Raw genomic sequence first — 13,585 nt, 5'->3', positions numbered from 1 at the left:
CAGGTCATGAGTCCTCGCGGGACTCACCCGGCAGATCCAGGAGGAGACATGTTGCTTCGAAACACCGACCCGTTCCGTGACCTCGACCGCCTCACCCAGCAGCTCATGGGCACGACCAACCGTCCCGCGGTGATGCCGATGGACGCGTGGCGCGAGGGCGACCGCTTCGTCATCGAGTTCGACCTGCCCGGGGTCAGCGCGGAGAGCATCGACCTCGACGTCGAGCGCAACGTGCTGACGGTCCGCGCCGAGCGGGTGGCCCGCAACGGCGACTGGGAGGCACTGGCCGCCGAGCGGCCGCGGGGTGCCTTCAGCCGGCAGCTGGTCCTCGGTGACAACCTCGACCTCGATCACATCGAGGCCTCCTACACCGACGGCGTGCTGAGGCTGGTGGTGCCGGTCGCCGAGCGCGCGAAGCCCCGCAAGATCCAGATCGGCCGCGAGTCCGACAGCGCGCGCGAGCGCGCCGAGCTGAGCGCCTCGTCGTAGGCCGGTCCTTCCATCCCGTGCCGTGGTGGTCGCAGCCCTTGCGCAGCGTGCTGCGACCACCACGGCACGACCACCCACGCCCGACGTCGGCGCGGCTACGAGCCGCTGGTGATCACCGGCACGATGACTGCGGTCATGACCGCGACGTTCATCGCGGCGATCGCCTGGGCGACGGCCTGGGCGACCGCATCACCGGCCACGACCTCCTCGGACACCTGCTCGATGCGGGCCTTGAGCTCCTTCTTCGAGAGCGTGCCCTTCTCGTCGGCGAGCACCTTCTCCGCCATGCCGAGGCCCTGGAGGACCGCCAGCAACGTCGCGTCGGCGGGCTCCGGCGTGCCTCCCAGCAGCACGGTCCGCAGCTGATCGCGGACGCGGCGCTCCGGCTCGGGGTTGATCACCGGGTACTTCGCGGGCACGAGGCCGAGTGCGCGCTTCTCCTCGATGCGGATCACGCCCTGCCCGGCGAGGGCCGCGGCGACGTGCTCCTCGACCGCGACCTTGCCGTCGGTGACGAGGGAGGACAGCTTCTTGCCGTCCTTCTCCTGCAGCCTGGCCAGCGACGCGTCCAGGGCGGGATGACCGGTCGGGCCGGTGTCGAGGACGGTCATCCGCGGGTCCTTGTCGTCGCTGAGCGTCACGCGCTGGACGAGCACCAGGTCGGTGATGGCAGCGGCAGCGAGGCCGTACGTGCTCGCGGCGAACGCGCTCTCGGCCTTGCCGTCGTCGCGACGCAGGAGCAGGAAGAGTGACTCCGAGATCAACATGCGTCCGAGCCTAGGCACGATCGGGCGTCGACGGATCCCCCGACTGACGGAGATCCACCCTCATCGCCCGGGCCGCCAGGTCCACCGCAGGACCGAGGAGGAAGATCACCGCGACCGTGCCGACCCCGATGGTGGCGCCGAGGAGCCAGCCCGCGAGCGCTCCCCCGCCCTGGACCACGCTGTAGGACCACTTGAACGGCACCGGCGGGTCCCACGCGAGCGCCGCCGCCTCCGTCGGGCCGGCACCGGTGTGGCTGCCGAGGTAGAGCGCGATGCCTGCCGCCAGCACCGGGAACGCAGCGACCAGCAGCGCCACCCGCCAGACCAGCTCGCCCGGCGTCTCGATCACCCCGAGCACCGCCGACACGGTCACGCCCACCAGCACCATCTGCACGACCGTCCCGATGCCCGGGTAGACCTTGCGCAACGCCGCCAGCGCCACGAGCACGACGCCCACGAGCAGGTTGACGACCCAGAACGCCGCTCCCGTGGTCAGGCTGAGCCCGTTGATGAAGGTCGAGTACCCGTCCGACCCCAGGTCCGCCGCCAGCAGCAGCGCCACGCCCGTCCCGAGCACGAGGCATCCCACGACGAGCATGACGAGAGGGCGGGGACTGGGGATCACGGGCACAGTTTCTCAGCCCGCCGATCACTCGGCCGCCGCTGGTTGAGCGGGGCGCCCTGTCGCTGGTTGAACAGGGCGCCCTGGCGCCCGTGTCGAAACCAAGGCCACCAGCTACCCCGTTGGTCGAGGAGGGCGCCCCGCGCCCGTCACGAGACCAGACCATCCCTTGACCAAACCTCGCACCGCCGACCATCGTCACTGTCAGACCCGTCGCCTACAATCGAACACATGAGCGAAGTGGTTGCGGTGGTTCCCGAGGCAGGGGTTGACGACCTCGGCGCCTCGGCCCTGCTCGCTCTCGCTCGGTCCCGCAAGGCCGCCGAGGACCAGGCAGCCGCCGACCTGCTGGACCTCGCCGCACGCTGGGCTGACCTGCACCCACCCGAGTCGATCCACCTCGCAGCTGCGTTCACCACACCCGGCAGCGAGCATGAGGAGCCCATCGCGGGCGAGGGGTGCCCACCCGTCGACGAGTTCTGTGTCGCCGAGCTCGGCGCCGTCCTCGGCATCTCCACCACCGCGGCGAAGAAGCTCATCGGCCACGCCCTCGAGCTGCGCCACCGCCTCCCCCGACTCTGGCACCAGGTCCACGCCGGCACGGTGCCCGCATGGCGCGCACGGTCGGTCGCCGAAGCCACCATCCACGCCGTGCCCGCCCTCACCCGTGAGGCCGCGAGCTGGGTCGACGACCAGGTCGCCGCCGTCGCCGGCAAGGTCGGTGTCGCGCAGCTCGACCGGCTCGTGGCCGAGACCATCACGAGGTTCCAGCTCGCTGCACCTGACCCGGCTGCGGATCCGGAGGACGGGTATCTCCATGTCGACCCGAGGCACGTCACCGTCCTGGATCAGGACGTGCACTTCGCCGGGACCGTCCACGTCGAGGCCGACCTCGACCTCGCCGACGGCCTCGACCTCGACCACGCCCTCGCGCACGACGCCGCAACACAGAAAGCACTCGGCTCCACCGAGACCCTCGACGTCCGCCGCGCCAAGGCCCTCGGCAACCTCGCAAGGACGCAGACCGCCCTCGACCTCGCCACCCAGACCACCCCGGGTGATCGAGCAGCCGACCAGGAACTCCCCAGCCTTCCGGCAGCCCGCGAGGTCGTGCTCCACGCCCACTTCGACGCAGACCTGGTCGGAGAGACGACGGTGTTCGGTCCCACCGGGCGGATGGAGAACCGACAGAAGCTCCTGCTCCTCGAACAGCTCCAGGCGTGGTGCGCCGACTCGCGGACGAAAGTGACCATCAAGCCGGTCATCGACCTCAACCACAACCTCACCGCACCCGGCTACGAGATCCCCGCCAGCATCCGTGAACAGGTCATCCTGCGCGACCGCACCTGCGTCTTCCCGCACTGCACCCGACCAGCCCGGCGCTGCGACATCGACCACGTCGTCGCCTTCGACCACGACGCCGAAGCCGAGGGCCGGCCACAACCCGGGCCCACACGCTCCGACAACCTCGCCTGCCTCTGCCGCTCCCACCACCGGCTCAAGACCTTCACCACCTGGCGCTACACCATGACCCAGCCCGGCGTCTACGAGTGGACCTCACCCCACGGCCACCAGTTCAGACGAGACCGATCAGGCACCATCCGGATCGAGCCCGCACGACCATGACCCCGCCCCACACCCCGCCGGTCACCACCACGGCGGGGCCACAGGCACGTCTTGGTGACTTGTGACCCCTCCCATTCCGTCCCGAAGGGGTCGCGACGGCTAGGGGGCACCCCCTCCCCTATGCGTCTGGTGATATACGACGGCCCGCCGTCGCGACGCTGCCAGCGGTGCACTCTGGGTCACGATGCACGCTGCAGGAGAGGTGAGCCACAGATGACCTCATGGTGGTCATGTCGCCGCGCCCGAGCGCGGGCGCGGCATCACGACAGGCCGAGACGTTTGCGGATGACGTCGTCAGAGCCGCCGTGGGCGGCGTGCCACAGTGCCAGGACCTTCTCGAGGACCTCTGACCAGGACAGGTCGTCCCATCCGAGGTACTGCTCTAGGTGATCGCCTAAGGCAGTGAAGGCAAGCAGAGCGGGCATCGCGTGGAAGGCAATGGACTCGGTCCTCATGGCTGGGATCTGGCGGTCACGTGAGGAGAACTCGTCCAGGTACATCAGGCCTGACGTCTTCGAGTGCGCGACGTCCGACAAGCCGTGCCACATAGACCTGCCGAGGTCGACCGTGAGGACGGCTTCGATGATGTCGGAGGTGTTGGTCCGGGCCTCACCGTCCTCGGCTAGGACCTTCGGCATACGCATCCGCTCGGTGAGCCTGACGCGACGGACCTGGAAGCCGGCGCCTTCGGCCGCAGTCAAAATCTCGTCACGCTGAACGCGGGCGTCATCTGAGTCTTGTGGTTTGCGCCGGACGTCTTCCGTGAGGAGCTCGAGCTGAAGGTTCCACAACCTCCGCACGCGCTCGGCGGATGGCGCCTCAGGTGCCATGAGCCAGCAGGCAGCAGCAGCTGCCTCGAGGGCAGCCCGGCTGAGGACAGCCGTTGACCGGAACCCGACGTCGTCCCGGACGAGATGAGCAAGCGATTCGAGGTGGTCCATCGTCGCGCGCACGAACCTTTGCACGAAGTCGAGGCTGCACTGGACGGGGTCAACGAGCTGGTGCGCTCGATAGTTGACAGGCTGGCCCAGCGAATCGAGCGGGACATCGAACGACATGTGCTGCCCCAACCACTCGCGGTCGGCTTCCGCGAGTGACGTAGGTGCGGCTCGGATGCCGTACTCCTTATCGGGGTCCAAGCCATCGCTGAGGAAGCGCAGTCGTCGGTACGCGTCGAACAGTTCCCGTGAGATCGGGATGACCTCAGCCAAGAGTGTGCCTATCGCCTCGGCGCTCGGCCGCTGCGCCTCGATCTGACGTCGCTCGCGCCCCGAACGCTCGAGCTCGCACATCATCTTCTCGAAGTCGATCGGTTGGGATTGGTCGGTCACGGTCCCCCCGGGCTGTCTACCTGTCGTGGAGAGCAATCATGCCGTGGTCGCCTGACGTTCGTTGGTGGCCTTGGCCATGAGGTAGCGGCGCCAAAGGGCGGGCCTCGACCTACGTTGAGGACATGAGCCACGCGCCGGACCGGGCGGTCGCCGTCGCCCTGCACGACGGCCAGGTGCTCGTCATCGCGCGCCAGAAGGAAGGACGGGCCTACTGCGTGCTGCCCGGCGGAGGAGTGGAGCCGGGCGAACCACCGGAGGTCGCCGTGCTGCGCGAGCTCGCCGAGGAGACCGGTCTCATGGGGACGGTGAGCCGACCCCTGTGGACGATCGAGCACCACGACCGACGCGCCCACTACTTCCTGGTCGCCGTCGAACCGGGCCCCATGACCCTCGGGGGTCCAGAAGCATCGACCCGGACCACGACGAACGACTATGCGCCACAGTGGCTGTCGATGGACTCACTGGACGACGGGAGCCTGCAGCCTGAGTCCATCCGCGACCTCGTGCGCGCGGTGGAGGCTGAGATCGGCTGACGCCCTGCGAGCCCTGGATCAGCGGCCCGCAGCCTCGCTCACGGCCGCCCGGGCCCGTTCCTTGATCGCGGTGACGACCTCGGTCTTCGCATCGGCGTAGGCGTTCATGTCGGCCCAGTCCTGCTCGAGGAGCGCGCGTTTCGTGCGCTCGTACAGCGCGCGGTCGGCGTCGTCGGTCCGCAGGCGGTCGCGGAACAGCAGGTAGTCCTCGGCGAGCGGGTCGCCGACCTCCATCACGTGGATGTGGGCATCGAGCTCGGGCGTGCGCACCAGGCGATGGCCCGGCTCGCGGACCCGCAGGTCGTAGCCGGCGGCGACCAGCTGGTCGAGGTAGTCCTCCTCGGCAGTGATGTCGGCGACGGTGACCAGGACGTCGATGATCGGCTTGGCCGCGAGCCCCGGCACCGAGGTCGATCCGATGTGCTCGACCTGGACCGCGGCTGGTCCCAGCGCCGCGCGGATGCGGCGCTCGTGCTCGGCGTAGGCCTCGGCCCACCGAGGGTCGTGGTCGGTCAGGAACAGCTCGCGCTTCACCACTCCGCCGACGATCTCGGCCGTGGTGACGTCGGGCCGGCGGGGCTTCCTCTCAACGGACACGCTGCCGATCCTCCCACTGCTCCTCGTCGCATCCGTGCGTCCACGGGTCGTGCGGAGCAGTTCACCCGATGTGCACCTGCAGGCCGCTCATGTCCCGGCGGCGGCGTACCAGAGTGGAGCCGCCTCCCACGGAACTCGGACCCGAAGGACCACCCCCATGCGCCTGCCCGCTCGACGTACGGCCACCGCCCTCTCGCTCGCCACCGTCGCCGCCCTCGCCACCTCGCTCCTCGTCGCCGCCCCCGGCAGCGCCTCCGGCCGAGGCGGTCACGACGACCACCACCACGGCGGCGGCCACCACGGAGGGACGACCCGCTGGGTCGACACCCCGACCCTGGTCGGCCGGGCCACGATCGACGCCGACCACCTCGCCGAGGGCCCGCCGTCCGGCGCGCAGATGACGCCGGCCAACGGACGTCAGGGCCCGTTCCCGGGCCAGGTCATCCCCGGCTTCTCCGCGATGCTCGACAACGGCGACGGCACGTTCTGGGCGATGCCTGACAACGGCTTCGGCGCCAAGACCAACTCGGCCGACTTCCTGCTGCGGATGTATCTCGTCGAGCCCGACTTCGAGGGTGAGGACGGCGGGGACGGCTCGGTCGACCTGCCCGAGTTCATCTCGTTCAGCGACCCCGACCACCGGGCCGGCTTCCCGATCGTCAACGAGACCACGGACGAGCGGCTGCTGACCGGCGCCGACTTCGACATCGAGTCGGTCGTCCGGCTGCGCGACGGCAGCTTCCTGGTCGGTGAGGAGTTCGGCCCGTTCCTCCTCCACTTCGACACAGACGGCGTCCTGCTCAGCGCGCCCGTGCCGCTCCCCGGCGTCCAGTCACCCCAGAACCCCTTCCTCGGCAGCGCCCAGCCGACCCTCCCGGCCAGCAAGGGCTTCGAGGCGACGGCGTACGACGGCTCCCGCTACGCCTACCCGGTCCTCGAGGGCGCGCTCGTCGCGGAGGCCGACCAGCGCGTGCGCTGGATCCACCAGCTCGACACCCGGACCATGCGCTACACCGGCAGGAAGTGGGCCTACCGCACGGTCGAGGCCGCGAACCTCGTCGGTGACGCCTTCATGACCGGCCGCGACGAGATGCTCGTCCTCGAGCGCGACAACTTCGGTGGCACCCAGGCCGTCACGAAGCGCATCGTGGAGGTCGACCTCCGCAAGACCGAGCCCGGCGGGCACCTCGTCGCCGAGCCCGTCCTCGACCTGCTGGAGATCGCCAACCCCGACAGCATCGGCGAGGGCGGTGGCTACGGCACCGGTGACCCCTTCTCGTTCCCCTTCGTCTCCGACGAGACGGTCGTCCAGCTCCGCGACGGCAGCTTCGTCTTCACCAACGACAACAACTTCCCCGGTGACGACGCCCGCGTCGACGGCGAGCCCGACGACATCGAGATCATCCACGTCGAGATGCGCCGTGAGCGCGTACGGACCGGCGGCCCGACCGTCTTCGCCCACCGCGGCGCCTCCGGCTACCGCCCCGAGCACACCATCGCCGCCTACGAGCTCGCCGCCCGCCAGTGCGCGGACTTCGTCGAGCCCGACCTGGTGATGACCCGGGACGGCGTGCTCGTCGACCGCCACGAGCCGGAGATCGGCGGCACCACGGACGTCGCCTCGCGCCCCGAGTTCGCCGGCCGCAGGACCACCAAGCAGGTCGACGGCCGCGCGGTCACCGGCTGGTTCGTCGAGGACTTCACCCTCGCCGAGCTCAAGACGCTCCGCGCGATCGAGCGGCTCCCGCTCCAGCGCGCGGAGAGCAGGACCTACGACGGCCTCTACCAGGTCCCGACCATCGACGAGGTCCTCGCCTTCGCGCGCCGTACCGAGACCTGCGACGGCGAGCCGATCGGCGTGATCCCCGAGATCAAGCACAGCACCTACCTCGCCGACGCCGGCCTGCCCGCGGAGCAGCCGCTGCTCGACGCCTTCGCCCGCAACGGCGTACGCCCCGGTGACACGCCCGTCGTGATCCAGAGCTTCGAGGTCGGCAACCTGCAGCGCCTCTCGCGGATGACCCGCTTCGACCTGGTCCAGCTCGTCGACTGCTCCGGCGCACCCTACGACCAGGTCAAGGCCGGCACCGGCGTGACGTACGCCGACCTGGTGACCCGGAAGGGCATGCGCGACGTCGCGAGGTACGCCGACAGCGCGGGGCTCTGCAAGGACCGGATGATCCCCCGCAACCCGGACGGCAGCCTCGCCGAGCCGACGGACGCGATCCGCAACGCCCACAGGGCCGGGCTCACGGTCACCGGCTGGACCTTCCGCCGCGAGAACTCGTTCCTCCCGCTCGAGCTCCGTTCCTCCGCCGACCCGGCCGGTGTCGGCGACCTCGCCGGCGAGATCCGCACCTTCCTCGCGGCCGGCATGGACGACTTCTTCACCGACAACCCCGACATCGGCGCCCAGGTCGCCGACGGGTGGCGCGGCTGAGCCGTCGTAGGTTGGCACCGCTCCACTCTCGGATCTCTCGGAAGGCATCTGCCATGACATCTCGACCCACTCGATCGCTGGCGGTGGCCGCGGTCGCCACGCTCGCCCTCGTCTCCCCCGCCGCGGCCGGCGGCGGCCACGGACACGGCGGCGGGCACGGCGGCGGGCACGGCCCGAAGGGCGACGTCCGCTTCTCGACCTTCAACGCCTCCCTCAACCGCGCGACGGCAGGCGCCCTGGTGAGCGACCTGTCGACGCCCGGCAACGCCCAGGCCGCTGCGGTCGCGGAGACCATCCAGCGCACCGACCCGGACGTGCTGCTGGTCAACGAGTTCGACTACGTCGCCGACGGCGAGGCGGCCGAGCTGTTCCGCGAGAACTACCTCGAGGTCGGCCACAACGGCGCGGCCCCGGTCGACTACCCGTACTACTACGTCGCGCCGGTCAACACCGGTGTGCCGAGCGGGTTCGACCTCGACAACAACGGCTCCGTCGGCGGTGGCAACGACGCCTTCGGCTTCGGCGAGTTCCCCGGCCAGTACGGCATGGTCGTCTACTCGAAGTTCCCGATCGACACCGACGAGGTCCGGACCTTCCAGAACTTCCTCTGGAAGGACATGCCGGGTGCGAAGCTGCCCGACGACCCGGCCACGCCCGCCCCTGCGGACTGGTACTCCCCCGCCGAGCTCGACGTCGTACGCCTGTCGTCGAAGTCGCACTGGGACGTGCCGATCCGCATCGGCCGCGAGACCGTGCACTTCCTGGTCTCGCACCCGACGCCGCCGGTGTTCGACGGTCCCGAGGACCGCAACGGGCTGCGCAACCGCGACGAGATCCGGCTGTGGGCGGACTACGTGCGCGACCGCGCCGACTACCTGTACGACGACGAGGGCGAGCGCGGCGGCCTGCGCCGGGGCAGCTCGTTCGTGATCGCCGGCGACCAGAACTCCGACCCGCTCGACGGCGACTCGCTGGCCGGGTCCGCCCAGCAGCTGCTCGACAACCCGGCGATCAACACCCGCGTCACGCCCACGAGCGACGGCGCGGTCGAGGCGAGCGAGCGCGACGGCGGGGTCAACCTGACCCACCTCGGCGACCCGGCGCTCGACACGGCGGACTTCGCCGAGCCGCCGGGCAACATCCGGGCCGACTACGTGCTCCCGGACCGCGCGACCCGCATCACCGACGCGGGCGTCTTCTGGCCCGAGTCGACCGACCCGCTGTTCCGCCTCGTCGGGACCTACCCGTTCCCGGCGAGCGACCACCGGCTCGTCTGGATCGACGTGCAGCTGTCGCGGTCCCACGGGCACCCACACCGGCGCTGATCCCGCAGCGACTTCGGGAGATGGACGGCCGGTGTTCACCGGCCGTCCATCGTCGCGCTTCCGGCGCGAGCCGGCGGTTCACGAGTGTCGGGGGGTCACATCCCGTCTCGAGAAAGTCCCCCAGACATGACCTCTCGCACGAGTCTTCCGCTGCTCCCGATGGCCGGGCGCACCCACGGCAACCGCAGCGCCGTCACCTGCCACCTCCGCTGCGGCGACGCCTGCTTCGTCGCCGCGCCGAACACCACCGAGACCTCCTACTTCCGTGACGTCGCCACCCAGGCCCTGAGCCGTCGGACCGTCGTCGGCACCGGTGTCGCAGCGGCCGCGCTGACCGCCGTACCCGCCCTGCCCGCGGCCGCGAAGCCCGGCGGCGGGCACGGCGGGCACGGCGGTGGGCACGGCGGCGGCCACGGCCCCGGTCCGCACCACGGCGACCTGGCCTTCACCGCGATCGCGCCCGCTGCCACGACGGTCGACACCGTGACGGTGCCCGCCGGCTACCGCTGGGACCCGATCCTGCGGTGGGGCGACCCGATCCTGCGGGGTGCGCCCGCCTTCGACGGGATGCGCCAGACGCCCGAGGCGCAGGCCGGCCAGTTCGGCTACAACAACGACTACCTCGACATCATCGAGACGAACCGCTCGGGCACCAGCGCGCTCCTGGTGTGCAACCACGAGTACACCAACGAGAACATCATGTTCCCGCCCGGCACCGACCCGGAGACCGTGATCCGCACGGCCTGGGCCGCCCACGGCATGTCGGTCGTCGAGCTGAAGCGCCGCCGCCGCGGGGAGAAGTGGACCTACGTCCCCGGTGCCCGCCTCAACCGCCGGATCACCCTCGACACGCCCTTCGTCCTCGACGGCCCGGCCGCCGGCTCCGACCTGCTCAAGACGGCCGAGGACCCGACCGGCCGCACCGTGCGCGGCACCATGAACAACTGCTCCGGTGGTACGACGCCGTGGGGCACGGTGCTGTCGGGCGAGGAGAACTTCAACCAGTACTTCCGCGCCACCGGCACCGACCCGAAGGAGGCCCGCTACGGCCTCGCCGCGACGCAGGACACCCGCAACTGGCGCTCGGTCGACCCCCGGTGGGACGCCACGACCGCCGACTACCGCAACGAGCCGAACCGGTTCGGCTGGATCGTCGAGATCGACCCGTCCGACCCGCGCTCGACCCCGGTGAAGCACACGGCGATGGGCCGCTTCAAGCACGAGGGCGCCAACGTCATCGTCAACCGCGACGGCCGCGTGGTCGCCTACATGGGCGACGACGAGCGCTTCGACTACCTCTACCGCTTCGTGTCGAAGGACCGGGTGCACGGCGGCGGGCCTGGTGTCGGGCCTGGCGGCTGGAAGGACGCGCACCGCCGCCACGGCAGCCGCCGCTCCCCGCTGAGCGAGGGCGACCTGTCGGTGGCCCGCTTCACTGGCGACGGCCTCGAGGACGGCATCAGCGACGGCACCGGCGAGTGGATCCCGCTCACGAAGGACGGCCAGTCGATGGTCCCCGGCTTCACGCTCGAGGAGGTGCTCGTCTACACGCGCCTGGCCGCCGACTCCGTGATGCCGACCAGGATGGACCGCCCCGAGGACGTCCAGCCGAGCACCCACAACGGCCGGATCTACGTCGCCTGCACCAACAACACCGACCGCGGCAAGGTCGGCAAGGAGGGGCCGACCGAGCCCAACCCGCGCGCGGCCAACAAGGACGGCCACATCGTCGAGATCAGCCCCACGTGGGGCGACCACACGGCGGACACCTTCACGTGGAGCCTGCTGCTGATCTGCGGCGACGCGGCCTCGGCCGGCACCTACTTCGGCGGCTGGACCGGACCGGTCTCGCCGATCTCGTGCCCGGACAACGTGGCGTTCGACAGCGAGGGCAACCTCTGGATCTCCACCGACGGGCAGCCCAGCGCCATCAAGCTCAGCGACGGCCTGTTCAAGGTGCCCGTCGAGGGCCCGGAGCGCGGTCGGGTCCAGCAGTTCCTCGCCGTGCCGTCCGGCGCGGAGACCTGCGGTCCGGTCATCCACGACCGCGACCAGTCGGTGTTCGTCGCCGTCCAGCACCCCGGCGAGGACGGCTCGTGGGACGCGCCGCAGTCGCGCTTCCCGGACTTCGTGCCGACTGGTGGCACCCCCGGAGCCGGCCAGTTCGCCGGCCCGCGCCCCACCGTCGTCCAGGTGACGCGCAGCCGCTGACGCACCCCTGCCTGCCCGTGGCGTGGTCGGGCCCGTCGTCTCCTCGACCCGGAGGGCCGATGTGGTCTGATCACGCCATGGAGCAGCGCAACCACGACTGGCCCGGCGTCACCGATCCCGGTGTGCTCGAGGACGCCGTCGTGGACGGGTCGCACCGGCTCGCAGACGCGGCGAAGGGCGGCGCGTGGGACACGGTCCTGCAGCTCGTCGGGTCCGGCCCCTGGCTCGGTCCCAACCAGTGGCGCATCGGCGGCACGAGCTGGTTCGCCCCGCTCCACCAGGCCGCGTGGCTCGGCGCACCCGTCGAGGTGGTGGAGCGCCTCCTCGCGCACGGCGCCTGGCGCTCCCTGCGCACCGCCGACGGCGACCGCCCGGTCGACCTCGCCCGCCGGCGCGGACACGGGCACCTCGTCGATGCCCTCGCGACGCCGGACGTGACCGACGCCGGTCGAAGGAGGTACGACGCCTGGGACCGCCACCTCGACGCCCTGGTCGGCGAGCGGACGAGCAGCCTCGACCCGGTCGCGTACCGGCCCGTCGCCACGGAGGTGCTCGGCGAGGAGCGCCTGCAGACGCTGTGGTTCCCCTTCCCCGGCATGTACGGCGGCTTCTCCTCCAGCGTGCACCGCAACCGGCTGGTCGTGGAGAGCTGGTGCCGGGTGGTCGGCGGGTCCGGCCAGGCGCACGTGATCACCGAGGGCGGCTGCGTCCTCGTCGAGGAGGGCTTCGTGTGACGGGCCGCCCGCTCGCGACCACCGGCGCGGTCGCCGTCGTGTCGACGGCGCTGCTGGTCGTCGCGGTCGGGCAGGGCTGGCTCGGCCCGGACGTGGGTCGCGGCGCGAACTTCTGCGAGGCCGCCCGCGGCGGACTCGTCCGCCAGCCGGCGAACACCTTCTCCAACCTCGGCTTCGTCGTCGCCGGGCTCATGATCGGCCTCCGGGCGGGTCGCCCTCGCGCCGACGCGGTGATGTCGCGGACGGTCGCCACCTCCTACGCCTGCGTGGTCGTCCTGCTCGGCCCCGGCTCCGCCGCGATGCACGCCACGCAGAGCGCCTGGGGCGGGCACCTGGACATGCTGAGCATGTACCTCGTGGCCGGCTTCGCGGCCGCGTGGGCGTGGGTGCGATGGACGCGCCGCGGCACGACCGCGTTCGTGACGGCCTACGTCGCCTGCGTGGCGGCCTGCGAGGTCGCGGGCCTGTGGCCCGACCCGATCCCCGTCGTGCACTACTCCGGCAACCTCGCGTTCGGAGTCCTGCTGGTCGCGGCCGTCGTCCTCGAGACCCTGCTGTGGCGACGCGGCGAGACCGTCCTCGTCTTCCGCCACGGGGTCGTCGCGCTGGCCGCGATGCTCCTCGCGTTCACGATCTGGCTGCTCACCAACGCGGGGATGTGCGACCCGCACTCGTGGCTGCAGGGGCACGCGGCCTGGCACCTGCTGTGCGCCGTCGCGGCGTACTGGCTCTTCCGCCTCTACGACTCCGAGCACCGCCTCGTGCGCCCACCCGCGCGGGTGTGATCCGAGAACCCGTCCAATCCGGCACGCCGCCTCGCCCCGAATGGCCTGAGTCACACCAATCGGGCCTCAGTCCCGGTGGGCCGTCGGAGGCTCGACGACCTTGAAACTCGCACAGCGAACATCCC

At 70.9% G+C, this 13,585-nt stretch carries 12 protein-coding genes; 8 read left to right on the top strand and 4 right to left on the bottom strand.

The window, feature by feature from the left end; translation table 11 throughout:
* Positions 1-48 precede the first annotated feature (48 nt).
* Positions 49-489, top strand: coding sequence for an Hsp20/alpha crystallin family protein (locus BLV76_RS15955; RefSeq protein ID WP_090970166.1), 441 nt, complete (start codon positions 49-51; stop codon positions 487-489).
* 95 nt (positions 490-584) lie between these two features.
* On the opposite strand, the gene BLV76_RS15950 is transcribed toward BLV76_RS15955, so the two are convergent.
* Both BLV76_RS15950 and BLV76_RS15945 read right to left on the bottom strand, forming a co-directional pair.
* Entirely contained in the window at positions 585-1,256 is a 672-nt protein-coding gene (locus tag BLV76_RS15950; RefSeq protein WP_090970165.1) for a GOLPH3/VPS74 family protein, read from the bottom strand.
* A gap of 10 nt (positions 1,257-1,266) precedes the next feature.
* Positions 1,267-1,881 carry a YczE/YyaS/YitT family protein gene (locus tag BLV76_RS15945; RefSeq protein WP_139306599.1) on the bottom strand — a complete coding sequence of 205 codons (615 nt, stop codon included), beginning with the start codon at positions 1,879-1,881 and terminating at the stop codon, positions 1,267-1,269.
* A gap of 228 nt (positions 1,882-2,109) precedes the next feature.
* Here BLV76_RS15945 and BLV76_RS22210 point away from each other — a divergent pair, with 228 nt between their 5' ends.
* Positions 2,110-3,504 carry an HNH endonuclease signature motif containing protein gene (locus BLV76_RS22210; RefSeq protein WP_139306598.1) on the top strand — a complete coding sequence of 465 codons (1,395 nt, stop codon included), beginning with the start codon at positions 2,110-2,112 and terminating at the stop codon, positions 3,502-3,504.
* A gap of 260 nt (positions 3,505-3,764) precedes the next feature.
* Here BLV76_RS22210 and BLV76_RS15935 read toward each other — a convergent pair whose 3' ends face one another.
* Positions 3,765-4,835, bottom strand: a complete 1,071-nt coding sequence (locus BLV76_RS15935) for a hypothetical protein (RefSeq protein ID WP_090970161.1) — start codon at positions 4,833-4,835, stop codon at positions 3,765-3,767.
* Between the two features lie 122 nt (positions 4,836-4,957).
* Between BLV76_RS15935 and BLV76_RS15930 the strand changes: the two genes are divergently transcribed.
* Positions 4,958-5,368, top strand: coding sequence for an NUDIX domain-containing protein (locus BLV76_RS15930; protein ID WP_090970160.1), 411 nt, complete (start codon positions 4,958-4,960; stop codon positions 5,366-5,368).
* Positions 5,369-5,386: 18 nt separating this feature from the next.
* Here BLV76_RS15930 and BLV76_RS15925 read toward each other — a convergent pair whose 3' ends face one another.
* Complete coding sequence (locus BLV76_RS15925) at positions 5,387-5,965, bottom strand: GrpB family protein (protein WP_090970158.1); 579 nt, start codon at positions 5,963-5,965, stop codon at positions 5,387-5,389.
* Positions 5,966-6,122: 157 nt separating this feature from the next.
* Here BLV76_RS15925 and BLV76_RS15920 point away from each other — a divergent pair, with 157 nt between their 5' ends.
* The 5 genes from BLV76_RS15920 to BLV76_RS15900 all read left to right on the top strand — a co-directional run bounded on the left by BLV76_RS15920 (position 6,123) and on the right by BLV76_RS15900 (position 13,460).
* On the top strand, positions 6,123-8,405 hold the full coding sequence (locus tag BLV76_RS15920) for an esterase-like activity of phytase family protein (RefSeq protein WP_090970156.1): 2,283 nt from the start codon (positions 6,123-6,125) through the stop codon (positions 8,403-8,405).
* Between the two features lie 53 nt (positions 8,406-8,458).
* Positions 8,459-9,730, top strand: coding sequence for an endonuclease/exonuclease/phosphatase family protein (locus BLV76_RS15915; protein WP_090970154.1), 1,272 nt, complete (start codon positions 8,459-8,461; stop codon positions 9,728-9,730).
* Between the two features lie 126 nt (positions 9,731-9,856).
* Entirely contained in the window at positions 9,857-11,941 is a 2,085-nt protein-coding gene (locus BLV76_RS15910; RefSeq protein WP_090970152.1) for a PhoX family protein, read from the top strand.
* Positions 11,942-12,018: 77 nt separating this feature from the next.
* Positions 12,019-12,675, top strand: a complete 657-nt coding sequence (locus BLV76_RS15905; RefSeq protein ID WP_090970150.1) for an ankyrin repeat domain-containing protein — start codon at positions 12,019-12,021, stop codon at positions 12,673-12,675.
* The gene (locus BLV76_RS15900) at positions 12,672-13,460 is read left to right on the top strand and encodes a ceramidase domain-containing protein (RefSeq protein WP_090970148.1); all 789 of its coding nucleotides are present in this window, start codon (positions 12,672-12,674) and stop codon (positions 13,458-13,460) included. The genes BLV76_RS15905 and BLV76_RS15900 overlap by 4 nt, the downstream gene beginning before the upstream one ends.
* The last annotated feature ends 125 nt before the right edge of the window (positions 13,461-13,585 follow it).

The organism is Nocardioides exalbidus, assembly GCF_900105585.1.
In the GTDB taxonomy this organism is placed as follows: Bacteria; Actinomycetota; Actinomycetes; order Propionibacteriales; family Nocardioidaceae; genus Nocardioides; species Nocardioides exalbidus.
Note: the sequence above shows the minus strand (reverse complement) of the source record. Positions and strands in the feature narration are given on the sequence as shown.

Bases quoted from the DNA above. Each gene is read 5' to 3' on its own strand.
- BLV76_RS15905 (WP_090970150.1), top strand. From the start codon at position 12,019: ATGGAGCAGCGCAACCACGACTGGCCCGGCGTCACCGATCCCGGTGTG.
- BLV76_RS22210 (WP_139306598.1), top strand. From the start codon at position 2,110: ATGAGCGAAGTGGTTGCGGTGGTTCCCGAGGCAGGGGTTGACGACCTC.
- BLV76_RS15950 (WP_090970165.1), bottom strand. From the start codon at position 1,256: ATGTTGATCTCGGAGTCACTCTTCCTGCTCCTGCGTCGCGACGACGGC.
- BLV76_RS15915 (WP_090970154.1), top strand. From the start codon at position 8,459: ATGACATCTCGACCCACTCGATCGCTGGCGGTGGCCGCGGTCGCCACG.
- BLV76_RS15910 (WP_090970152.1), top strand. From the start codon at position 9,857: ATGACCTCTCGCACGAGTCTTCCGCTGCTCCCGATGGCCGGGCGCACC.
- BLV76_RS15930 (WP_090970160.1), top strand. From the start codon at position 4,958: ATGAGCCACGCGCCGGACCGGGCGGTCGCCGTCGCCCTGCACGACGGC.
- BLV76_RS15955 (WP_090970166.1), top strand. From the start codon at position 49: ATGTTGCTTCGAAACACCGACCCGTTCCGTGACCTCGACCGCCTCACC.
- BLV76_RS15920 (WP_090970156.1), top strand. From the start codon at position 6,123: ATGCGCCTGCCCGCTCGACGTACGGCCACCGCCCTCTCGCTCGCCACC.